The organism is Methylophaga sp. (genome assembly GCF_009711715.1).
Classification (GTDB): domain Bacteria; phylum Pseudomonadota; class Gammaproteobacteria; order Nitrosococcales; family Methylophagaceae; genus Methylophaga.
On record NZ_VENF01000001.1, the window covers coordinates 71,608 to 93,179 of the forward strand.

The 21,572-nt window shown below is 49.7% G+C and carries 18 protein-coding genes; 15 read left to right on the forward strand and 3 right to left on the reverse strand.

Annotated elements, in window-relative coordinates:
- The first annotated feature begins 106 nt into the window (after nucleotides 1–106).
- From FH755_RS00335 to FH755_RS00405, 15 genes are all read left to right on the forward strand, one after another.
- Nucleotides 107–313, forward strand: coding sequence for a hypothetical protein (locus FH755_RS00335; RefSeq protein WP_292437560.1), 207 nt, complete (start codon nucleotides 107–109; stop codon nucleotides 311–313).
- 122 nt (nucleotides 314–435) lie between these two features.
- Complete coding sequence (locus tag FH755_RS00340) at nucleotides 436–1,467, forward strand: type II secretion system protein (protein ID WP_292437561.1); 1,032 nt, start codon at nucleotides 436–438, stop codon at nucleotides 1,465–1,467.
- A gap of 171 nt (nucleotides 1,468–1,638) precedes the next feature.
- Nucleotides 1,639–2,475: a type II secretion system protein GspG gene (locus tag FH755_RS00345; RefSeq protein ID WP_292437563.1), complete on the forward strand. Its 837-nt coding sequence runs from the start codon at nucleotides 1,639–1,641 to the stop codon at nucleotides 2,473–2,475.
- Nucleotides 2,460–3,530, forward strand: coding sequence for a prepilin-type N-terminal cleavage/methylation domain-containing protein (locus tag FH755_RS00350; RefSeq protein WP_292437565.1), 1,071 nt, complete (start codon nucleotides 2,460–2,462; stop codon nucleotides 3,528–3,530). The genes FH755_RS00345 and FH755_RS00350 overlap by 16 nt, the downstream gene beginning before the upstream one ends.
- A complete protein-coding gene (locus FH755_RS00355) occupies nucleotides 3,527–5,287 on the forward strand; it encodes a hypothetical protein (RefSeq protein WP_292437567.1) in 1,761 nt (586 codons plus the stop codon). Before FH755_RS00350 ends, FH755_RS00355 begins: the two co-directional genes overlap by 4 nt.
- Nucleotides 5,284–5,940: a hypothetical protein gene (locus FH755_RS00360; protein WP_292437569.1), complete on the forward strand. Its 657-nt coding sequence runs from the start codon at nucleotides 5,284–5,286 to the stop codon at nucleotides 5,938–5,940. Before FH755_RS00355 ends, FH755_RS00360 begins: the two co-directional genes overlap by 4 nt.
- Nucleotides 5,941–5,949: 9 nt before the next feature.
- Nucleotides 5,950–7,593 (forward strand): GspE/PulE family protein, encoded by a 1,644-nt coding sequence (locus tag FH755_RS00365; RefSeq protein ID WP_292437571.1) that lies wholly within the window; start codon nucleotides 5,950–5,952, stop codon nucleotides 7,591–7,593.
- 1 nt (nucleotide 7,594) lies between these two features.
- The gene (locus tag FH755_RS00370) at nucleotides 7,595–8,809 is read left to right on the forward strand and encodes a type II secretion system F family protein (protein ID WP_292437573.1); all 1,215 of its coding nucleotides are present in this window, start codon (nucleotides 7,595–7,597) and stop codon (nucleotides 8,807–8,809) included.
- A gap of 13 nt (nucleotides 8,810–8,822) precedes the next feature.
- The gene (locus FH755_RS00375; RefSeq protein ID WP_292437575.1) at nucleotides 8,823–9,266 is read left to right on the forward strand and encodes a hypothetical protein; all 444 of its coding nucleotides are present in this window, start codon (nucleotides 8,823–8,825) and stop codon (nucleotides 9,264–9,266) included.
- A gap of 5 nt (nucleotides 9,267–9,271) precedes the next feature.
- Entirely contained in the window at nucleotides 9,272–11,506 is a 2,235-nt protein-coding gene (locus FH755_RS00380) for a DUF3438 family protein (protein WP_292437577.1), read from the forward strand.
- A 78-nt stretch (nucleotides 11,507–11,584) separates the two neighbouring features.
- Complete coding sequence (locus FH755_RS00385; RefSeq protein WP_292437578.1) at nucleotides 11,585–12,847, forward strand: ATP-binding protein; 1,263 nt, start codon at nucleotides 11,585–11,587, stop codon at nucleotides 12,845–12,847.
- Nucleotides 12,837–13,490 carry a response regulator transcription factor gene (locus FH755_RS00390; protein WP_292437580.1) on the forward strand — a complete coding sequence of 218 codons (654 nt, stop codon included), beginning with the start codon at nucleotides 12,837–12,839 and terminating at the stop codon, nucleotides 13,488–13,490. The genes FH755_RS00385 and FH755_RS00390 overlap by 11 nt, the downstream gene beginning before the upstream one ends.
- 161 nt (nucleotides 13,491–13,651) lie before the next feature.
- Nucleotides 13,652–14,089 (forward strand): Hsp20/alpha crystallin family protein, encoded by a 438-nt coding sequence (locus FH755_RS00395; RefSeq protein WP_292437582.1) that lies wholly within the window; start codon nucleotides 13,652–13,654, stop codon nucleotides 14,087–14,089.
- 184 nt (nucleotides 14,090–14,273) lie between these two features.
- Nucleotides 14,274–15,968, forward strand: a complete 1,695-nt coding sequence (locus FH755_RS00400; RefSeq protein ID WP_292437584.1) for an NAD-dependent malic enzyme — start codon at nucleotides 14,274–14,276, stop codon at nucleotides 15,966–15,968.
- Nucleotides 15,969–16,126: 158 nt separating this feature from the next.
- A complete protein-coding gene (locus FH755_RS00405; RefSeq protein ID WP_292437585.1) occupies nucleotides 16,127–16,681 on the forward strand; it encodes a PepSY domain-containing protein in 555 nt (184 codons plus the stop codon).
- A gap of 81 nt (nucleotides 16,682–16,762) precedes the next feature.
- Here FH755_RS00405 and FH755_RS00410 read toward each other — a convergent pair whose 3' ends face one another.
- From FH755_RS00410 to FH755_RS00420, 3 genes are all read right to left on the reverse strand, one after another.
- Nucleotides 16,763–19,519, reverse strand: coding sequence for a valine--tRNA ligase (locus tag FH755_RS00410; protein ID WP_292437587.1), 2,757 nt, complete (start codon nucleotides 19,517–19,519; stop codon nucleotides 16,763–16,765).
- A 99-nt stretch (nucleotides 19,520–19,618) separates the two neighbouring features.
- Entirely contained in the window at nucleotides 19,619–20,047 is a 429-nt protein-coding gene (locus FH755_RS00415; protein ID WP_292437590.1) for a DNA polymerase III subunit chi, read from the reverse strand.
- A 2-nt stretch (nucleotides 20,048–20,049) separates the two neighbouring features.
- Nucleotides 20,050–21,543: a leucyl aminopeptidase gene (locus FH755_RS00420; protein WP_292437592.1), complete on the reverse strand. Its 1,494-nt coding sequence runs from the start codon at nucleotides 21,541–21,543 to the stop codon at nucleotides 20,050–20,052.
- Nucleotides 21,544–21,572: the final 29 nt, after the last annotated feature.

The following is a 21,572-nucleotide window of genomic DNA, read 5'->3' on the forward strand; positions in this document are numbered from 1 at the left end:
GCCTGAAATCTGATGTTTTCAATTTCAGGAATTATTCCTATAGGGAAGCTTTCCCGATTCGCCTAATATCATCCTCCAACGAAGTTCAAGCGGAGAGAATCATTTCATGAATGCCAAAGTCGACACAGACCAACAGCCTGTTAAAGCCAAACTGCTGGAACTGGTTGACGATATTCTGGCGCATGATGGTTATGGCGACATCCGTGTTGAGGTTCGTATTCTTAAACGCCGTCAAAAAGAGGTTATTTTGCATTGCGGTAAACAATACCGCTATGTCATTGACTTCCCGGGCGAGCAGGGAGCCATTTCCTGAAAAGGACAATTAGCCCGGATGGCATAGGAGTGTGAGCGGGTCACATCTAAAAACAATTTTACAACCCGATGTCCAACAGGCCGCTAGGGGTGGCTGAGGCTCTAACCCTGAGAGAAATATAAATGAACATTAATCAAATGAAATCGGCGATTGCCAAATTCCGCAAAGCGGATTTGTCAGTCATCAAAGACGAAAAGCTGCGTAACAAAGCGAAAAAACTGCAAGGTAAAGAAAAAGGTTTCACCCTCTTGGAACTACTGGTTGTTATCACGCTGATCGCCATTCTGGCTACGGGTGCACTCATTGCGTATGAAGATGTGGGTGAATCAGCTGAAGCAGCTTCTGCGGGTAATGCTGCTGCAACAATCGATCGTGCCATTCGCACTTATCGTGCGGTGGAAAATGTGTATCCAAATCAGTGGGATAACTTGGTTGATGCTGGCGGTAGTGGGCTCTCTTTCGCTGCTCCAGTTATGGGTACATTCCTGAACTCTTGGTCAACACCGGCATCTGGTACACCTGAACATGCGGCTTTAGTCGATATGTTTGAAGAAGCTGGTATCGAAGAGCTTCAAACTGTTTTTGCGGGTGCGACACTTGATCAAGGTGCCATTGACAATGTAGCTCCAAACCGTTTCCACAATGAAAGTTCTGGTAGTGCGTTTGAAGTTGAAATAGAAAACGGTGAACTGCCTACAGCATTCGCAGTCATTCCGAATGACATCTGTGGCGAAAATGGTGCATCACTAGGCATTCCTAGCACTGTTCTAAATGATTTGGAAGGAGAAATTGTAGTTGACAACAACAACTTACAAAATCGTTATGGTGATGCGCTTGAAGGTGATGAGTGTCACTTGATGATCGCGCTTGGCTTTGGCGGTGATGCTGCGGCGTCAACTACATTTAGTAACGTTGCTATTGCACAATCTCCATCATACGTTCGCAACACAGGTGATAGTGATACTGAGGTTAATCCTGAAATTCACTACTCCCGTTACATTGGTCTTTTCCAAGCAGGTGTGTATGAAGGTGACGATGGTGAAGTTGACGGACCTAACCCGTCTTGGAAATGGAACGACACTCCTCGTTTGATTGCCATTGTTGCACCAGATGGCAAAAACATTGACGAGCTGGTTTCAGAAGCTCAGCAATAATCTCGCCTAAAGATGCCATAAGAGGGGCGGGCTTTGCCCGCCCTTTCTTTATTTCAGAACGTTGCGTCAATAAAACTTATTGCCAGAACGTTTGTATGAACAGGATGACATGCAACGTGTATAACAGGGTCGCCAAATCGAGCGTGACATAAATTCATCGGGAACAAGTAAATGTGGTTTTTATTGTTTGACCGACCAAACAAAGTAAATTCATCATCTCATCATCAGACCGGTTTCACACTGGTTGAAATTTTGCTTGTTATCGTTTTGCTAGGCATCGTCAGTATCGCCGCGATCAATGCCTTTGATGGTAATGAAGATCAGGCACGTGAGAACATTACTCGCCTTGAGATGGCAGCCCTGCAAAAAGCGCTTTTACAGTTTCGTCGTGACAATCGAGAGTTGCCCTGCATGGTCTATCGCCAGGGGGATTTCAGTCCAAATACCGTCAATGACCTTAACACCCATGAAAATTACAATGACTTTACAAGCGGGTTTGATCTAACTCCCGTTCCGGCAGACGCTGTCGCATGGCAGGACTGGTGTCAGGAAGACTATAACAATAGTGCCGGTGAACCTGTTGCCTCCAACGCACTAGTGATGCTTAATCAATTTCCGTACGACATTGCAGCGTTTGATTTCCTGCTTTGGAATAGCAGCACACAGCAAGGTTGGAATGGCGCCTATATCAGTAAAGAGGGACTGACTGACAGCTGGGGAAATCCTTACATCCTGCTGGACCCGGAATTGACATATGGTGCCCGCTACCGGTGCCTGGTCAATAGCGGCGGTGATAACTATGATCTGACCGGTGGTTTGTATGAATGCTTGACGCCTTCCGATGCTGGGTTTCTGGCCACTGATCATATTTTGCCAGCGGATACTGCCCGGATTATCAGTCCCGGCCCGGATGGTGAAATTGACCCTGACTATGATGCCAATCCCGTGTCAGGAAATGACCCCTGCATCGCTGAAGGCGATGACCTCATTTTATGCCTGATGCGCTGATTGAAAGGACTCGCATGCGATATTTCAATCAAGCTCATCAAAAAGGTTTTACTCTGCTTGAGTTAGTTCTGGTTCTGTTCCTGATTGGCCTGCTGGCCTCAGCCGGCTTGTTATTCACCGAAGGTCAGCAGGATGAAGCCTACTTTAATGAGACCCAGCGCCGGCAGACAATCATCCGTGACGCTATTATTCGTAGTACTGAACGTGTCGTTAACGGCCAGCCCGAGTTGGCCGGCTTTGTTGTTGATAACGGCAGACTGCCCTATTGCCTGGCGGAGTTGGTCGTCTCACCCTTTGATTTAACTCAGAGCGCCAGTGCTCCCGGATTTTATATTTCACCCTGTGATGACTCTTTGGAATTGCTCAAGCCAACGGTCACAGCAAGCGGTATACGAACAGGGTGGTATGGACCATATATCCAGACCAATCCAGAGCAGGATGGTTTTCGTCGCTTCAGAGATGGTTATCAGAATGGAAATAACCCGAATGATCCCAATTTTGGGTGGGTTGTCACTCTGGCTGAGTCTGGAACGGTATATTCGGCACCCATTACAGCCCCTATCGATCCACCCGCAGAAATATTTTACCTCTACAGTGAGGGCTATGATCTGAGCACCACGACAGACGACTACCCGCCTTTGGGTGATGATGATCTGGTTGTGGCAGATGACTGGTTAGCTCCGGCCACCTTTAATATTCGGTTTGTAAACACCTCTGCAGTCAGTGCGATATCAAACCTGGATGCCAGTCTTGACTGGACAATCACGTTGGCGAAAAGCAGTACTGACCCCAATGCCTACTCTAGTGATTTTTCTTTCACGCCTCCCGGTTCGAGCATCCCTGCTCAAGGGACGTATGAGTACACCGTCGCTGTCTCATCTTCAACGGCCTTCTCAGATAAGTTGCCTGCAGGCTATTACATCATCAGTGCGCGTTGTGATGACAGCTTAGCAATAGCGCCGGCAAGTTGCCCAGCTATGACAAGCTCACCCTACACCGTAATGGTGCTACCGAGGCAACAATTGGGACCAATCCGCTGGAATATTGAACCATGATGAATTTGAAACGACTGACCGAGAAATTAAGCGCAATCCGGCCGAATAATGTCATGGTCTGTGAATGGACCGGCTTATCAATGCAGGCGGCGGTGTTTAGTAAGACGGGTAAGAAACTACAGGTTCAGGCGACAGCTAATTCCGACAGCATTGACCCCGCAGTAGCATTCAGTCAGATCCTAAGCTCACTGAGAACACAGGGATGGCAAGGTAAAAATGTGATTGTACTGACCCCTTCAGTGATGAGTGCCATGGTCGAACTTCCGGTATCACCGAAGAAGCCCAAACCGATAAACCAGATGCACGAGCTGGTCAGGTGGGAAGTTGAGCCTTTATTGATGCAGCATCAATTGCAGTGGACGCTGGGACAGTTGATGGAATCCCATGGCATGCTCACAGCTGAGCAAGTGTTTGAGATCAATCAGGCACAAAAGCTACAGAAACAGGAAGGCAACAAAGCCGAACGAGGCAATAAACGCTTTGGTGAAATGGCGTTGGAACTGGGTTATGTAAGCCGTGAACAGGCTCAGTCTCTGATTGTCGTACAGGACTGGCTTCGTGGTGAGGATGATGATGTGCAATGCGGCTGGTCTGCTCAGGGTGAAGTCGACGATGCACCAGGGGTCTGGAATTGGCTCACAACGGCGACACATCAGTCGGTCATCAATAAATGGCAAGAGCTTTGTGAGGACTACAAACTTCAACTTGCTGGGCTCATGCCATTGACCGGAAACAGCGTGGCATTGATTGATCATGCTGATAAACATTTGGTGGTACTGGAAACGACTGAATTTATTACGACGTCTTCGCATCTCAAGCGAGACAGGATTGTTTCAGTGCAACACTATGTTAATCGCAGTGCATCCATGCTTGATGCCTGTCTTGAAGTATTTCACGCTGAAAACTCTCAACACCCGGGTGTGGTGTTGGCTGCTCCCCCCGGTAGCATTCCCAACCTGCGTCGCAGCCTGAGTTCTGCACTAGCCAGTGAGCCGGATCTGGTGATGTTCGATGAGCGAGACGGTTTGTCACCTGGCATGTTTGCAGCGGGAAGACTCTTTTTTGGTCTGAAAGGCGCCAAAAAAATCAGTCTGGTGAGACCAGGAGGGCCATTGCCACCAACCTGGCATCGAACTGAAACTCAGGCAACAGCGTTAGTGGCAGCGATGCTTGTTCTGATTGTTATTTCAGAAGTCACCCTATCACTTCAACACGCAGCTCTCAGTAAAGAGAAAGCAGAAATCGATGAGCGAGCCAGTGTTCTGGATGCAGCGGTGGATCGTATAAAAAAACAACGTGAAGCGATTGAGAAGCAAAAAGCAGAACTTAGAGAGCAAAAAGAGAGTCAGCGGCGCATGGAAGCCAGACTGGAATTTTTCGGTCAGGAACTGCCAGAGAGGGCGCTCCTGGTGCAGGCCATTCTTGGCGTAATGCAAAACAGTATCAATGAGCAAATTATCGTCAACCGTGTTGATGAGATGGGGCGTAGGGCGACAGTGCAACCAGCAGTCAATCCCCTCAACAAACCGGGCGTGGTGGAAACAGATAATTTCAACATTGATGCCTGGGCGTTGACGGAGAGTGCCGCCCAGGAGTTTGTGCAGAACATGAAGCTTTCAGTGGCAGCCTGGGATATGGAAGTGAGAGATATTCAGGTGATAGAAAAAGCAGGCCCAATGAACCTCGCTGGTTACTCTGTATCAATGAGCCTGGTGCGAGTGATTCCTCAATCTGAACTTGAGGATAGGCAGGCATGAAACTGAAGCAATTGAATAATCGCGAACGTGCGCTTGCCGGCATTATATTGCTGGTCATTTTTCTTGGTGGGTATGGTTTCCTGCGTTTCGAACCGAGACTGGGAAATATTCAGAGCCTGGAACAGCAGAAAGAAGCCACGCTCAACCGTCTTGCCAGAATGGAAATTCCCAACGAGCCTCAGGAAGGCTTGGACGAAATTAAACGCGAGCTTGAAGATCAGCAAAAAGCGCTGGACGCGATCCGGGAGAGTGCGGTCCAAATTGAATCACAGCTGGCACCCATTGATTCTCAGGAACTGAAAGTTAAAATTTCTGAACTCGCCCGTGACAGTGGTATACGAATCAGGGTCAATGAAGCACTTCGGCCCCAGCCTCTGAAAAATAATAGTCGCCGTGGCGGTAATGACAACGAAATAATCCCACCGGTCACAGCAGGCTGGGTTACGCGAATGTCACCGGGCTCGATGTTTCAGCGCCCATTGCAGCGTCTTGAGGTCGATGGTAGCTATCTCGCATTGCGTCGTTTTATTCATGGCCTCGATGAGCTTCCCTACCAGGTGACGGTGATTCGTATGAACATCGACAAACTCGAAATATCACCTTTCAGGGGCAGCTCACAAATGCTCAAAACTGAAATGATTCTGGCCCTGTAAAGGTTTTTCATGGCAGTCAGAGATGAGCAATTGATAAGAGCGGGTATTGAAACGGGACTGATTGAAGAATCAACCGTAGAGCAACTGCGTCTGCTCGCCAGAAGGGAACGTGTACCTCTGCTGTCGAAATTGCTCGCACATTATCGTTTGCCATTATCTGCGATGCACCGTGCATTGGCTGAAGATCACGGGATTCAATATGTTGACCTCAATAATGCGAAATTAAACTCAGTTCTGACAAAGAAACTGCCATCCAGTCTGATTAGTCGCAAGCAAATGCTGGTGATGACCGAGGATGGTGAAGACAAACTGGTTATCAGCGACCCTTCTGATCGAGTTTCAATCGATTCTGCGCTCAGACTGATTGGCGATGTATTACCGGTCACGATGAGCGACCCCGAGCGTGTCAGGTTAGCGGTCAAGAAAGTACTTGCCAACACGGCTGTTGCTCAAGCGAGTGAGAGCGTTACCACAGAGACAGATTTGGTTTCCCTGCTGGACCAGGTGCTTAAAGATGCTTATCTTAACCGTGCCTCGGATGTTCATTTCCTGACAGAGGAAGAAGGACTGCGTGTTCGTTTCAGGGTGGATGGCAAACTCAACGACTATCCTCTGGACGCCGATCAGTCTGTCGCTGCAGGATTGATATCAAGGGTCAAAGTACTGTCAGGACTGGATATTTCAGAACAAAGGATGCCTCAGGATGGCGGTTTTTCCTATCACCTTGCGGCACCTGTTGATATGGAATTCAACATCCGTGTGGCCACGGCACCGACCCGTCTCGGTGAGCGGATTACCATGCGACTGTTGGGCAGTGAGAGTAGCAGCCTGACCCTGACTGATCTCGGCTTTCTGGAGAGTGACCTGGTCGAGTTCAAGCAGGCCATCACAAAACCTTATGGCATGATTCTGCTTACTGGCCCGACCGGTAGTGGCAAATCCACAACCTTGTGTGCAGCATTACAGGAAATCAATCATCCTGATATCAATATCATGACGGTCGAAAACCCGATTGAGTATGTGATCGATGGCATTTCCCAAATACAGACCGGCCCCAAGATTAACTTTGCCGATGCGCTGCGTTCTTTACTTCGTCATGATCCAGATGTGTTGATGGTCGGTGAGATTCGCGACTCAGAAACGGCAGATGTCGCAGTCAAAGCCGCGATGACAGGTCACCTCGTATTTTCTACCCTGCACACGAATAACGCGGTCAGTGCTGTTACCCGTCTGGTCGATATTGGTTGTGAGCCTTTTCTCATTGGTTCAACTATGACTGCAGTGATAGCACAGCGGTTGGTCAGACGCTTGTGTCGACATTGTGCCAAGGCAAGACCAGCGAGCGAGGATGAGCGCATTCTGCTTGGAGTGGAAGAGGACGTCGAAATTTTTGAACCTGTTGGCTGTGCCGTATGCCAGGGACAGGGATTCAAGGGGCGACTGGGACTGTTCGAAACCTTATGGTTCAACGAGCGGCTCGCCAGAATGGTGTCAAAAGGCGCTGATGAAGAAACGTTGGAGGCGAATGCAGGTAAAGCCCTGAAGTTTATGTGGGAAGATGGTTGCGAGAAAGTATTGCGCGGGCTCACTACCATGGATGAAGTTCGTGATGTAGCGGTGTTTAAACGACATGATATGGCAGAGGTGGTCTGAAATGCCGATTTTTGCCTATCAAGCGCTGAGTCGTACTGGTGAAGAACTCTCCGGTAAGATGCAGGCGGAAAATACCAATGCTGTTGCCCAGGCACTGCGTACCGAAGGTCTGCGTGTACTTGATATTAAAGAAAAGCGTCGTAATGGTTTTCTGGGTGAAGAAAACTTCAGAGACTGGTATGCGACCCAACGTTCCGTTTCCACGGATGCCCTTATTTTCTTTTACAGACAGATGGCCTTCATGCTCAGAGCTGGCCTGCCACTGGCTGAGTGTTTACAACTCGCAACGACCCAAGTCTCCAGCCCGCGATTGAACCTCGCACTGAGAAGGATGCACCGTGATATTGAGGCAGGCAAATCTCTGTCCTCGGCACTGGGTAAGCATCCTGATGTATTCAGCGATATCGCTATCAATCTGGTTGTTGCCGGCGAGAGCACGGGTGAACTGGATGTGATTATGGAGCGTTTGGCAGTTCACCTCGAAAAGAAATCGCAATTACGCAAACAAATGATCAATGCGATGATTTACCCGGTAGTGGTGATACTTGCAGCGATAGGTGTTGCGGTATTCATGGTTGTGATGATTATTCCGAAGTTTGCTCAGTTTATTCAGGGACGAGGAAAACGCTTACCCGAATCAACGCAAGCACTGATAGATGGCGCTGCCTTCCTCAGAGAAAACGGACTCACCATTATCGGCGTAAGCATTGCCATTATCATCCTGATATTTATCACCTACCGAACCTACAAAGGTCGTCGTTGGATTGATCGTGTCCTGCTCAGCGTCCCCGTATTCGGCAAACTGATTATTTATGGTTCCATGGCGCAGCTGAACTGGGCTTCCTCTATCCTGATGCGAAGCGGCATTACTATCTTTGACACATTAAAAATAACCGCAGACCTGATTGCTAACAAGATTTATTCGGACAAGCTCAGGCAGGCGTCAGACAGTGTGATGTCAGGGCGTGATCTTGCGAGCAGTATTCAGCATCCACAAATGCCCTCACTGGTGACGCACATGATTGCCATTGGTGAGAGAACCGGTTCTCTGGATCGTATCCAGCAGGAACTGGGCATTTATTATCAAAATTTGCTTGAAATCGGTATTAAAAGACTTTCAGCAATGATTGAGCCAGCCATGATTCTGGTGATTGGTGGCATGGTTGGCTTTGTCTACTACGCTTTTTTTCAGGCGCTATTTGCTCTCGCAGCATAATTAACAGGTAAGCATGATGAAATTTTTTATAAAGTTAATGATATGTGTTCTCTCACTAACTATTATTCCTCCTCTCGCTGCCAATGAGCTGTCTGAAGGTGCCAATCCTGAGCGAACATTTATTCGTGATCCTTTTACCCCTAGCGTGCTGATGTATGAGCAGGCTGGAACTGTCGCCAATATTGATGCTGATGCATTTGGCTTCCGGCCTGCATCTGATGATGTCGATATCAAAATCCCCAAGATGCGTCTCCGGGGCTTCGTCACACCAGAGGGCGCTCAGGAACAGCTGGCTCTGTTGGAGATCACTGGAAGCGGAGTTTTTATGGTGCGAGAAGGTGATGAGATCAACATCGATCCCCGGCAACCTGCCAATGCGATTCGTATTTCTGAAATTTCCCGCCTGAGTATCACGATTGAGACCGGCACCCTGGGCCGTATACGCGTTTTAAGATGAATTATATGAAATTAAAAAGAATAAGCTTTTTACTGGCGGGCATTATGCTTGTCAGCCTGGCGTCAGCTGAAACACAAGACCGGGTTGTTGCTAATCAGCCTTTTATTGCAGAGCGCCCGCAAGCGATACCGGCGAGGCCTGTTCTGGACAATCCGGATAATACGACAAGAATTAAAGAGGTCGAGTTTACCGGTAGTAATATCAGCGATGTCGTTCGGACTTTGTCCGAGCTGAGCCGTCAGAATATCATCGCTACGCCTGAAGCCGCGCAGAAACAGGTCACCATTCACCTGAAAAATGTCACGATTCTGGATGCTGTCAAATCCATCAGTCGTATCAGTGACCTCTGGTATCGCTATGATGAGGATACGGATACATTCCGTTTGATGACCCGTGAGCAGTACAGCAAAGATCTGATTGTTCGCGAGAGTGAAAACATTGAAATTTTCCGGTTACTCAATGCCAATGTGCTGATTATTGCCCAGGCGATTGAGGATTTGTTCGGTCAGCGGGTGATCCTGTCTTATGGCTTACCACCAGCATCCAACAGTTTTGGCACAGGTAATGGTGCCGGGACCAGTGGTCTTAACCGTGGTGGCGGTTTCAGCAGTGTAAGGGGCGGTAACAGCACAGTCAGAAATACCCGCTCAAATCGAAGTAGTTTTGGTGGCAGCCGAGGTGGCAGAAGTTCTTTTGGTCAAAACAATCTGACGCAGTCTGGTGCCCAGCTCGAGAGCGAGGAATTGACCGTTGATCAGATTGAGCAGATTGCCAACGCGATCGAACAGTCCGGAAGTCGCAATGTCAGCCAGGAAGCTCTGCAGCAAGCGACGGTTCAATCCCAGCCGATTTATGTGACAGTCAATAACGAGCACAATATGCTGGTGGTGCGTTCGGACGATAAGTCTGTGCTAAAAGGCATCAGGCAATTGATCGACAGGATGGATATTCCTGTTCCCCAGGTCATGCTGGAGATGCGCATTCTGAGCGTGATTCTGGGGGAAGACTTCAACTCTATTTTCAATTTCAGTATTCAACCCAGTGGTGCTAATGAATCCCAGCAACCAACACTGTTAGGTAATAATGCACTATTGAATAACGGTACCTTGGTGTATGAGTTTTTAAACAGCCGCTTACGAGCTAACCTGCAGTTCCTGGAAGAAAATAACCGTATTCGGGTGCTCTCTAACCCGATGATTGTCGCGTCGAATCACCGTCAGGCTGAGCTGTTTATCGGTGAAGAAACCTTATTAACGGAGGGGTTCGATTTTTTTCCCGCCATCATTGATAACGGTGTGGTGGTTCAGCCTTCCTATGTGCAGGCGATTATCAATCGTGAAGATATTGGTATTACGCTGCGGATCACGCCAAGAATCAATGGTGATGAAACCGTGGAACTCCTAATCGAGCAGGAGAATTCCACAGTTAACCCCGGGGGGGGCACAGTACCGATAACAGATGGAACCGGCTCAGTTCAGAACCTTCCGGTAGATACGGTAGACACGGCGAGGTTGACTGGTACGGTCATGGCCAAAGACGGTCTGACTGTCGCAGTCGGCGGTCTGATCAGAACCAGTACCAATAAGAATGAACGCAAGGTACCTGTTCTCAGTGAGATTCCTGTGCTGGGAAGGGTGTTCCGGTCTACGTCTGAAAGTGAACAGGAAACCGAAACCGTACTTCTGATCACTCCCCGGGTGATGAATGTGCCGGAGGACAGTGAATCGCTGCGCATTACGGAGAACCGCTTTTATCGTGACTACAATCAGAAACACCCGCAGTCACAGGAGTTTGATAATAAGTTTATTAACGTGGATAAAACGGCGGAGGAAAGTGACATTATCCCGCAACCCTATCAGGCCGAAGCCTTTCGGGATATGACCAATTATGCGGCTCAAAAAGTCAGATCGCCGGATGTGCAATGGGCGGAGGACAGTGCTTATGAGTCGCTCAGAGTGATTCCGGTTGCGGCAGGTTTGTTTGCAGAACCAGCCATTAAAACGGTACCGCTGGAGAGTTGGCGACGTCACAATGTTTACGTAACGGCCGTGTCCTTATTTAATCGTTCGGACAAGGTCATTGAACTGAAACGCGAAGCGCTCAACGGTAGCTGGCTTGCCTCGGCGATGGACAGCGGGCGCCTGGGGCCGGTTGGCAGTGATGATGCATCATCGATGATCTATCTGGTATCAGACCAGCCATTTGACGATATGATGAGCAACATTAATGGTTTCAGGTAGCTTTCAATGAGTTTAAGAGGGCTGATCAATGCCAGGATTGTTCTCTCCGTAGTCTTGATTCTCATTATAGGTGGGCTGATGGCCATCTGGCAGGCACGCCAGTCGGTACAGAGAGAAATCAATTCCTCATTCAATCTGGCGCTGCAGATGATTGATCTGAGCTTCAGTTATCCTGCCAATCGCATGCTCAGCGAGCAACACTGGATGCGCCAGTTGAGTACTATCCAGAAAACCCGCCATATTCATATCAGTCTGGTGAATGATGATGGCAGCGAGAGTCAGTGGCTCTCTGAGGAGAGAATGGCCGGGCAGGATGAAATGCCGCCTGCCTGGTTCAAAATGGCGGTCACTTCAGATGCGCCTTCTGCCAGCTATGACATTCGGCTGCTCGACGGAACGACAAAGACCATTCTTATTCGTGCTGATCCGATAGATGAGATCGCAGAAGCGTGGGGGGAGTCAGTCGCTTTTTTCTGGTCAATAGTCTTAATGATGGTGGTGATCTTCGTCGCCATTAATATCGTGTTTCAATCGATGTTAAGAAGTGTACACGCCATCCTGGCAGGCCTGCGCCGTGTTGAAAGCGGTGAATACAGTAAAAAACTACCCCGATTCAAAATCAGCGAATTTGACGCCATTGCTTCTGAAGTCAATAACCTGACAGAGGCGCTGAGTATTGCGAGGGAAAATAATCAGGCGCTGGCCAGACATACCATGCATATCCAGGAAAACGAACGGCAGACCATGTCTCGGGAGCTGCATGATGAAATGGGTCAGTCGCTGACCGCGGTGAAGGCGATGGCCGTGGCTACCAAGCAGCCGCAGGCCAGGACTAACGAGATTGCAGACTCTATAATTGATATCTGTAATCATCTCGCTGTTGTCGTGAGATCAATGATGCGTACCCTGCATCCATTGAGCCTGAGTGATCTTGGGCTAGCTGCCACACTGACTGATCTGGTGACCGAGTGGCAGCGACGCCATCCCGCACTGGACATCGATCTTAACTATGACGAAGCAGTTGACTGGCTGGATGATGAGGTGGCAATCCATGTCTATCGAATTGTGCAGGAATGCCTGACTAATGTAGTACGCCATGCTCAGGCAACAAAAGCGACTGTGCATGTCAGACGCCATGTTATCAGAGGACAACCACAGGTCCTCATTCAGGTAGAAGATGACGGCATTGGTGGTTCAACAGAAGGCGAGGGGTTCGGCGTTCTGGGAATGCGTGAACGGGTAGAAAGCATGAGAGGTCATTTTGTATTTGAATCTAATCCGGGCCAGGGTGTGAGAGTAAGAGCCTGGATGCCGTTCATTGAGAAAGAGAATGATAAATAACAAAATAAGTGTATTGCTGGTGGACGACCATGAAGTAGTCCGGGCCGGTTTCAGAATCTTGCTGTCTTCACAGCCTTTTATTGGTGACATCATGGATGTCAATCGTGGTGAGCTGGTGGGACAGGAATACGAGCGGCTGCAGCCGGATGTCGTAGTGATGGATCTTTCAATGCCAGGGATTGGTGGTCTGGAAACCATCCGTCGCCTGCAGAAACAGGATGCCAAGGCAGTGGTACTGGTATACAGCATTCATGACGAAGCGATTTATGTTGAAAGGGCGCTTCAGGCCGGTGCCAAAGGCTATGTCAGCAAAAACAGTGCCGCCGAAGTTTTGGCAGAGGCCGTGAAAACTGTCTCTGAGGGCAAACAATATATTGAGCAGAAATTGTTACCTGAAGTCGATGATGTGCGGCATATGGATATTGAACATTACCGTGAAGTCATTGATTTATTGTCACCCAGGGAATTCGATGTGTTCTGTCGACTGGCCAAAGGCATGACAGCCCATGCTGTTGCCAAGGATCTGCACCTCGGATACAAGACTGTGGCCAACTACAATACCCAGATTAAGAGCAAACTCAGAGTGAATACAGCAGCGGAGCTAGCCAATATTGCCGTTGTCCTGGGACTGATAAAACCCTGATAGCGGATACCCAAGTTATTGATAATCCTGTTTATATTGATACAGATCAATATCAGATAAAAAAATTCAAATAAACCTTGAAAAGCCATACAGCCGGACACATTATTCTAGTCAGAAAGACATGTCTCTCTGATTAACTTGATGTTTTTTGGAGGTTTATTATGGCAATTCAACGTTACAGACCCTTGAGCCTGCTGGATGAACTGCAGCGGGAAATGAGTTCTTTGTTCAATACTCCGGCTGTTGAAAGCAGCTTTAACAGCGAGGAATGGAGTCCGGCCGTCGATATCAGTGAAGATCAGGATAAATTCACCATCCATGCTGATCTGCCAGGCGTGAAGTCTGAAGATATTGAAGTCACAGCAGAAAACGGTGTTCTGACTATTAAAGGTCAGCGCGAGGGGCACAAAGAGGAAGAAAAAGATAATTACCGGCGAGTCGAGCGCTTCAGTGGTAGTTTCATCCGCCGCTTTACTTTACCGGAAAGAGCCGATCTTGATCATATCGCCGCCAAAACCCGTGACGGGGTGCTGGAACTCACCATTCCGAAGTCGGCAGAAGCCAAACCCAGACGGATTGAAGTTAAAGTCGACCAATAAACTCAAAAGCCCGGCAGTTAGAATATTGCCGGGCTTTTTTCTGCTTATCCGTCCGTCAACCGCTGTCAGTCTCCTTCAGTGGTGTATTGGCGGTGATTCTTCATTGTTACCCCCTTGCTATCCGTATCGGGTGCAGGTTTATACTGAAGCTGATACTGGTAACTAGCACAGGGAGCCGCGGCCGATGAGTGATAATGATAAGCAGGATCCCATCTATATTCCCCATGCCGGCACAGCACTGTTAGGCACATCGCTGCTCAACAAAGGGACGGCATTTACCGAACAGGAGCGTCGCGATTTCAATCTGACCGGGCTGATTCCACATCACTTTGAGACGATTGAAGAACAGGCCGAACGCGCCTATCTGCAGTACTGCAGTTTTGACACAGCCATCAACAAGCATATTTATCTGCGTATGGTGCAGGATACCAATGAAACCCTGTTTTATTACCTTCTGGAGCAACATCTGCAGGAAATGATGCCGGTGATTTACACACCGACAGTGGGGGAGGCCTGTGAAAAATTCTCGCAAATTTATCGTCGTGCCCGCGGGCTCTTTATTGCCTACCCTGATCGTCATCGCATCGATGAGATTCTGCATAACGCCACCAAGCGGCATGTCAAAGTAATTGTTGTAACCGATGGCAGTCGCATACTGGGGCTGGGTGATCAGGGCGTTGGCGGCATGGGGATTCCTATCGGAAAGCTGTCGCTTTACACCGCCTGTGCCGGTATCAGCCCGGCTTATACTTTGCCAGTGATGCTGGACGTCGGCACCGATAATGAAACGCTGCTCAACAATCCGATGTACATAGGCTGGCCGCATCACCGCATTGACGACGAGCAGTACGCTGAGTTTATCGAACTTTTTATTGACGCCGTCGAGCGCCGCTGGCCAGGTGTGCTGCTCCAGTTTGAAGACTTCGAACAACGCAAGGCTCTGCCATTACTGGAACGCTATCAGGATAAGATTTGCTGCTTTAATGATGATATTCAGGGCACGGCCTCCATCGCTGTCGGCTCATTACTGGCAGCTTGCCGTTTCAAACAGCAGAAATTATCGGAACAGCGGATTGTTTTTGCCGGTGCCGGTTCTGCCGGCTGCGGGATTGCAGAGCAGCTGATTGCCCAGATGTGTCAGGAAGGGTTGACTGAAGAAGCGGCCCGAACCCGAATCTTTATGGTTGATAAAGCGGGCCTGCTGACTAAATCAATGCATGGACTCTATGACTTTCAGCAACGTCTGGCCCAGTTTGACACCGCCATTAATAGCTGGCCAGTCGACTCAGGCTTTATCAGTCTGGAGGCCGTCATTGAGCATGCCAGGCCCACAATTCTGATTGGTGTGTCCGGCCAGCCCGGATTATTTACCGAAACATTGATTAAGCGCATGCAGCAGCATTGCGAGATGCCGGTGATTTTCCCTTTAAGTAATCCCTCCAGCCGTGTTGAGGCTCACCCGGAAGATCTGATTCACTGGACCGGTGGCCAGGCGATTATTGCGACTGGCAGTCCGTTTGATCCGGTTGAGTACCAGGGCCGGGAGTTTGTGATTTCACAATGTAATAACAGCTATATTTTCCCCGGCATTGGCCTTGCGGTGGTCGCTGGGGGTATATCCCGCATCAGCAACGAAATGATGATGGTAGCCAGTGAAGTGCTTGCAAAAAACTCGCCGCTGTCAACAGACAATACCAGCGCTTTGCTGCCCCCGTTGAGTGCTGTCCGGGAATTGAGTAAAGCGATAGCTCATGCCGTTATCAGGGTTGCACAGGAGGAGGGACTGGCGCCGCAGGCGACGGAAAAAGCGGTGCAGGAATCGGTTGAGGCTAATGTCTGGGCCGCCAGTTATCGGGCATATCGCCGGGTGAGTATCTAGAAAAACTTTCCCTTTTAGCACTTGTCATTAGCTGTGAGTATAGGAGAAATTCCTAAATTCAATTTTCAGTGTTAAACTCTACTGACAAGTTTGATCATTGCTCTTGTGGGTAGAGATTGATCGTTTTTTAGATCTTTCACCTGTAAACGGAGCTTTAAATGACAAATTCTGTTCTGAAATTCATTCCTGCCACAATTGCCTTAACCCTTTCCCCAGCTGTGTTTGCCGATCATGATAATTATGATCTGGATGATGTGCGTGACTGGAATATCGTCAAGATAGAAACCTGCCTCGATGCCGCTCTGGATACCATTCCCGGTAATGCCCGCAAAGTCGAACTGAAAATGGAAGGCGACGATCCGGTTTATGAGTTCGACATTGAAGCGGAAGCTGACGGCAATACTTACAATGTTGAATGCAATGCCGAGGAAGGCTTTGTCACTGAAATTGAACGTGAAGTCGATGCTAATGATCCAGCTTTCAAGAAGCTGGCTAAGATTTCACAGGATGAAGCGCGTGAAACTGCATTGATGTTCCATCCGGGTGAAGTCGTTGCTTCTGAATTGGAAGTTGGCTTTGACGGCGATGCAACCTATGAGTTTGATATTCAAAGTATTCACGGCTACGAAGTGAAAGTAGATGTGGATGCCTCAACTGGTGAAATCGAGGAAGCGAATATCGAGCTTTATGAAATCGGTATGGAAAAAGAATAAATTTCAACCGCCTGAAACAAAAAAAGCCGCTGTGATTCAGCGGCTTTTTTTATGTCCAGACTGGCGATTGTCAGTCGAGCATTACGCGCCAAGTGCCTGCAACTGCTGTTTCAGCTGCTGATAGGCCTGCTGCATTTCTTCCAGCTTTTCACGCTCCTTGGCAACGACTTCAGCCGGCGCCTTGGCCACATAGTTGTCATTGGAAAGTTTGCCGGAGGATTGTTTGATAACTTTGTCGAGTTTGCTCATTTCCTTGTTAAGACGGGCAATCTCGGCATCTTTATCAATCAGGCCCTCGAGTGGGATCAGAATTTCCATCTTGCCGACCAGCGCGGTTGCCGCAGCCGGGGCTTCGCCTTCCAGTAATTCAATCGATTCCAGGTTCGCAAGCCGGCTCAGGAAGTTGCGGTTGTTTTCCAGCCGGGATTTGTCCGCAGCCTGAGCATCTTTGAGCAATACGGGCAGTTGTTTTTTCGGTGCAATATTCATCTGCGAGCGAATCGATCGCACACCGGTAATAAATTGCATGACCCATTCCATCTGGGCTACCGCGGTTTCATCGACTTTGCTGTCGTCTGCAACTGGGTATGGCTGACGCATAATCGACTCACCCCTGACACCGGCCAGTGGCGCGATGGTCTGCCAGATTTCCTCAGTAATAAACGGCATAAACGGGTGCGTCAGTCGAAGGGTGGCTTCCAACACGCGTACCAGTGTGCGGCGGGTGCCGCGCTTGGCCGCTTCCGAAGCTGAGTCTGAGGTCAGCACCGGTTTGGAGAGTTCCAGATACCAGTCACAATAGTTATTCCAGATAAACTCATAAATGCCCTGTGCCGCCAGATCGAAGCGGTAGCTGTCGAGGGCACGGGTCACCTCTTTCTCGGTGCTCTGCAACTGGGAAATAATCCAGCGATCAGCCAGGCTCAGTTCGACATCATTGTTATCGATGCCGGTATCCTGATTTTCGGTGTTCATTAACACATAGCGTGCCGCATTCCACAGCTTGTTGCAGAAGTTGCGGTAACCGGCAATCCGGTTCATATCAAAGTTGATATCCCGGCCTGTGGAAGCGAGTGAGGCAAAGGTGAAACGCAGGGCGTCTGTGCCATGCGGCGCGATGCCTTCCGGGAATTCCTTTCGGGTCGCTTTTTCGATCTTGGCAGCCAGTTTGGGCTGCATCATACCGCTGGTACGTTTGGTCACCAGGGTTTCCAGATCAATGCCGTCAATAATATCGATAGGATCCAGTACATTGCCTTTGGATTTGGACATTTTCTGGCCGTTGGCATCACGGACCAGGCCGTGGATGTAGATTTCCCTGAACGGCACATCATCCATAAAGTGCAGGCCCATCATCATCATCCGGGCGACCCAGAAGAAGATAATGTCAAAACCGGTTACCAGCACACTGGTCGGATACCAGGTTTTCAGTGCCTCGGTGTTTTCCGGCCAACCTAGTGTTGAGAACGGCCACAGGGCTGATGAGAACCAGGTATCAAGGACATCTTCATCCTGATTGAGCTCAACATCATCGGCGAGATTGTGCTTTTGACGCACATCGGCTTCATCATGACCGACATAGACATGACCGTTATTGTCATACCAGGCCGGAATCCGGTGTCCCCACCAGATTTGACGTGAAATACACCAATCCTGAATGCCATCCATCCAGTTGAAGAAGGTTTTGTCCCAGTTGCCGGGCACGAATTTAACCTTGCCTTCCTTCACGGCTTTTACCGCAGGCTCTGCCAGTACATCGGCTTTGACATACCATTGATCGGTCAGGAAAGGTTCGATTACCGCGCCGCTGCGATCACCTCGCGGTACCATCAGTTTATGATCCTGAATGCCTTCCAGCAGTTCCAGTTGTTTCAGATCGTGAACAATAACATCACGCGCTTCGTAACGATCCAGGCCGCGGTATTTTTCAGGTGCATTGTCATTGATCGCGGCATCAGCAGTCAGGATATTGATCTGTTCCAGATTATGGCGCTGACCCATTTCATAGTCGTTGAAATCATGTGCCGGTGTGATTTTGACGCAGCCGGTACCGAATTCACGATCGACATAATCATCGGCGATGATCGGAATTTCACGCCCGACCAGCGGCAGGGTGATGGTTTTGCCAATCAGGCCCTGATAGCGCTCATCTTCAGGGTGCACCGCAACGGCGGTATCACCGAGCATGGTTTCAGGACGGGTGGTGGCGACCACCAGGTGACCAGTGCCGTCAGTCAGCGGATAACGGAAATGCCATAAATGGCCGGATTCCTCTTCTGATAGTACTTCGAGATCAGACACGGCGGTATGTAAAACCGGGTCCCAGTTGACCAGGCGTTTGCCACGATAAATCAGCCCTTCGTCGAAAAGGCGGACAAAGACCTGTTTAACGGCTTCTGACAGATCCTCGTCCATCGTGAAGCGGTTACGCGACCAGTCCAGCGAGGAGCCAAGACGGCGCAACTGACGGGTGATATTACCGCCTGATTCTTCTTTCCATTCCCAGATCCGGTCAATGAACTTGTCACGGCCCAGATCATGACGGGTTTTATTTTGGGCATTCAGTTGACGCTCGACCACCATCTGCGTGGCGATACCGGCATGATCGGTACCGGGCTGCCAGAGGGTGTTGTAACCCTTCATCCGGTGGTAGCGGGTCAGGGTATCCATGATGGTGTTGTTGAAACCATGGCCCATATGCAGGCTGCCGGTAACGTTGGGGGGCGGCAACATAATGCAGTATGGCTCGCCTTCGCCGGTCGGTTTGAATTCCCCGGCCTGTTCCCATTGCTGATACCAGCGTTCTTCAATCGCGTCAGGACTGTATGTTTTTTCCATCTTGTTTTTATTCAGGTCTAAGTCGTTAAATAAGCAGGGCATTATACCTGCTGTGGCAGTCCATGGTCAGCTGCAATCGGCAAATGCCGTGATTGGCGTTTAGATATGGAAGGTGTCGAGCTCGTAACCGCGCTGTTTATAGAACTGAAAGCGTTCACGACCGGCCTGTTTGACCGGGGCGTTGTCATCAATGATTTCCGCGACACGCTCGAATTGGCTGAAAAACAGCGGTTGCTGATCGGTGAGGTTGATTAACACATCCATCAGCCGTGGCGGGGTGGCCTCATTGTGGCCGATGAGTACAGGGCTGTTATTGTCAGCGTTCGGCACAATCTCTTCATGAGGTACAAAGCTGTCCGGCCGAATCGCCCACAACGCATCGTTCAGCGCCGCGCTCTGGGCGGCATTTTCGGTATGTATATAGACTTGCTGACCCTGGTGGTAAACCTTTTCGGCCAGGCGGCAGGCAAAAGCCTGCCGCTGTTCCGGCTCAATCGATTTCAGCACGTAAAAGCTGATTCGGGTCATGTTCAGCTTTGTGATTCGATTTTGTTCAGCAGATATTGCACCAGCAGCGGCACAGGTCGACCGGTTGCACCTTTGGCTTTACCACTCAGCCAGGCGGTACCGGCGATATCCAGATGCGCCCAGTGGAATTTCTCGGTAAAACGCGACAGGAAACAGGCTGCGGTGACACTGCCGGCTTCTTTACCGCCGACATTGGCCATATCAGCAAAGTTGCTGTCCAGCTGTTTCTGGTAGTCATCCCACATGGGTAGCTGCCAGGCACGGTCATAACTGTCATTACCGGCTTTCAACAGGGCATCGGCCAGATCCTGATTGTTCGCCATCAGGCCGGTAGTCACATTACCCAGCGCCACAATAATCGCACCGGTCAGCGTTGCGATATCGATAACCGTATCCGGTTCAAAACGCTCGCTGTAGGTCAGCGCGTCACACAGAATCAGACGACCTTCGGCATCGGTATTCAGAATTTCGATAGTTTTGCCAGCCATGCTGGTGACAATGTCGCCCGGTTTGTTGGCATCGCCGTCCGGCATGTTTTCCGAGCTGGGTACCACACCGACCACATTAATCGGCAGCCCCAGTTCAGCGACGGTTTGAATCGTGCCGAAAACACTGGCAGAACCGCACATATCATATTTCATCTCATCCATGCCCTGAGACGGTTTCAGCGAAATACCGCCGGCATCAAAGGTCAGGCCTTTACCGACCAGCACCACCGGTTTGGCATCACCGGCGCCTTTGTATTCCATGGTGATGAGTTTGGCAGGCTGACGGCTGCCGCGCGAGACAGAGAGCAGGGAACCCATGCCCAGTTTCTCCATTTCCGCTTCATCCAGTACGGTTGTGTTAACGCTGTCATACTGCTGACCGAGTTTGATGGCCTGCTCGGCAAGATAGGTCGGGGTGCAGACATTGCCGGGTAGGTTGCCCAGCTCACGGGCGAGGTTCATACCGCGACCAATGGCTGCACCCTGGTCAACAGCCTGACCCAGTGCAGCCGTCTCTTCATCGTCACTGGCAAAGCTGAGCTGTATCAGTGGTTTTTCAATAGGCTTGTTTTCACTCTTGGTGTTTGTATATCGATACAGCGCCGTTTCAGTATTGATTGCCGCCTGGCGCACTTTCCAGGCCGCCGTTCTGTTACCCAGATCCACTTCAGCGAGGCAGCAGACAGCGGTTTGCGCGCCGCTTTCATTCAGCACCTGCGCCATCGCAGTGGTGGCCGTGTTGAAATCGTTTTCAGTGGTTTTGCCTTTTTTACCGACGCCGACCAGCAGAATACGCGAGCTTTTGATACCTTCCGGGTGATGCATAAACAGGGTCTGACCGGGTTTGCCGCTGATGTCGGCGGCATCAATGACGCGTTGTACCGCGCCGCGGGTATCTTCATCCAGCTGGGCTGCTGAAGGGCTGAGTTCGCCGCCTTCATAAACAGCGACAACCAGACAATCAGTCTGTTGAGATGCCAGCGCATCGGTAGTGACAAAATACTGCATGGATTTCTCCTGTAGGGATGAATTGGTTT

Bases quoted from the DNA above. Each gene is read 5' to 3' on its own strand.
- FH755_RS00335 (WP_292437560.1), top strand. From the start codon at position 107: ATGAATGCCAAAGTCGACACAGACCAACAGCCTGTTAAAGCCAAACTG.
- FH755_RS00340 (WP_292437561.1), top strand. From the start codon at position 436: ATGAACATTAATCAAATGAAATCGGCGATTGCCAAATTCCGCAAAGCG.
- FH755_RS00345 (WP_292437563.1), top strand. From the start codon at position 1,639: ATGTGGTTTTTATTGTTTGACCGACCAAACAAAGTAAATTCATCATCT.
- FH755_RS00350 (WP_292437565.1), top strand. From the start codon at position 2,460: ATGCCTGATGCGCTGATTGAAAGGACTCGCATGCGATATTTCAATCAA.
- FH755_RS00355 (WP_292437567.1), top strand. From the start codon at position 3,527: ATGATGAATTTGAAACGACTGACCGAGAAATTAAGCGCAATCCGGCCG.
- FH755_RS00360 (WP_292437569.1), top strand. From the start codon at position 5,284: ATGAAACTGAAGCAATTGAATAATCGCGAACGTGCGCTTGCCGGCATT.
- FH755_RS00365 (WP_292437571.1), top strand. From the start codon at position 5,950: ATGGCAGTCAGAGATGAGCAATTGATAAGAGCGGGTATTGAAACGGGA.
- FH755_RS00370 (WP_292437573.1), top strand. From the start codon at position 7,595: ATGCCGATTTTTGCCTATCAAGCGCTGAGTCGTACTGGTGAAGAACTC.
- FH755_RS00375 (WP_292437575.1), top strand. From the start codon at position 8,823: ATGATGAAATTTTTTATAAAGTTAATGATATGTGTTCTCTCACTAACT.
- FH755_RS00380 (WP_292437577.1), top strand. From the start codon at position 9,272: ATGAAATTAAAAAGAATAAGCTTTTTACTGGCGGGCATTATGCTTGTC.
- FH755_RS00385 (WP_292437578.1), top strand. From the start codon at position 11,585: ATGGCCATCTGGCAGGCACGCCAGTCGGTACAGAGAGAAATCAATTCC.
- FH755_RS00390 (WP_292437580.1), top strand. From the start codon at position 12,837: ATGATAAATAACAAAATAAGTGTATTGCTGGTGGACGACCATGAAGTA.
- FH755_RS00395 (WP_292437582.1), top strand. From the start codon at position 13,652: ATGGCAATTCAACGTTACAGACCCTTGAGCCTGCTGGATGAACTGCAG.
- FH755_RS00400 (WP_292437584.1), top strand. From the start codon at position 14,274: ATGAGTGATAATGATAAGCAGGATCCCATCTATATTCCCCATGCCGGC.
- FH755_RS00405 (WP_292437585.1), top strand. From the start codon at position 16,127: ATGACAAATTCTGTTCTGAAATTCATTCCTGCCACAATTGCCTTAACC.
- FH755_RS00410 (WP_292437587.1), bottom strand. From the start codon at position 19,519: ATGGAAAAAACATACAGTCCTGACGCGATTGAAGAACGCTGGTATCAG.
- FH755_RS00415 (WP_292437590.1), bottom strand. From the start codon at position 20,047: ATGACCCGAATCAGCTTTTACGTGCTGAAATCGATTGAGCCGGAACAG.
- FH755_RS00420 (WP_292437592.1), bottom strand. From the start codon at position 21,543: ATGCAGTATTTTGTCACTACCGATGCGCTGGCATCTCAACAGACTGAT.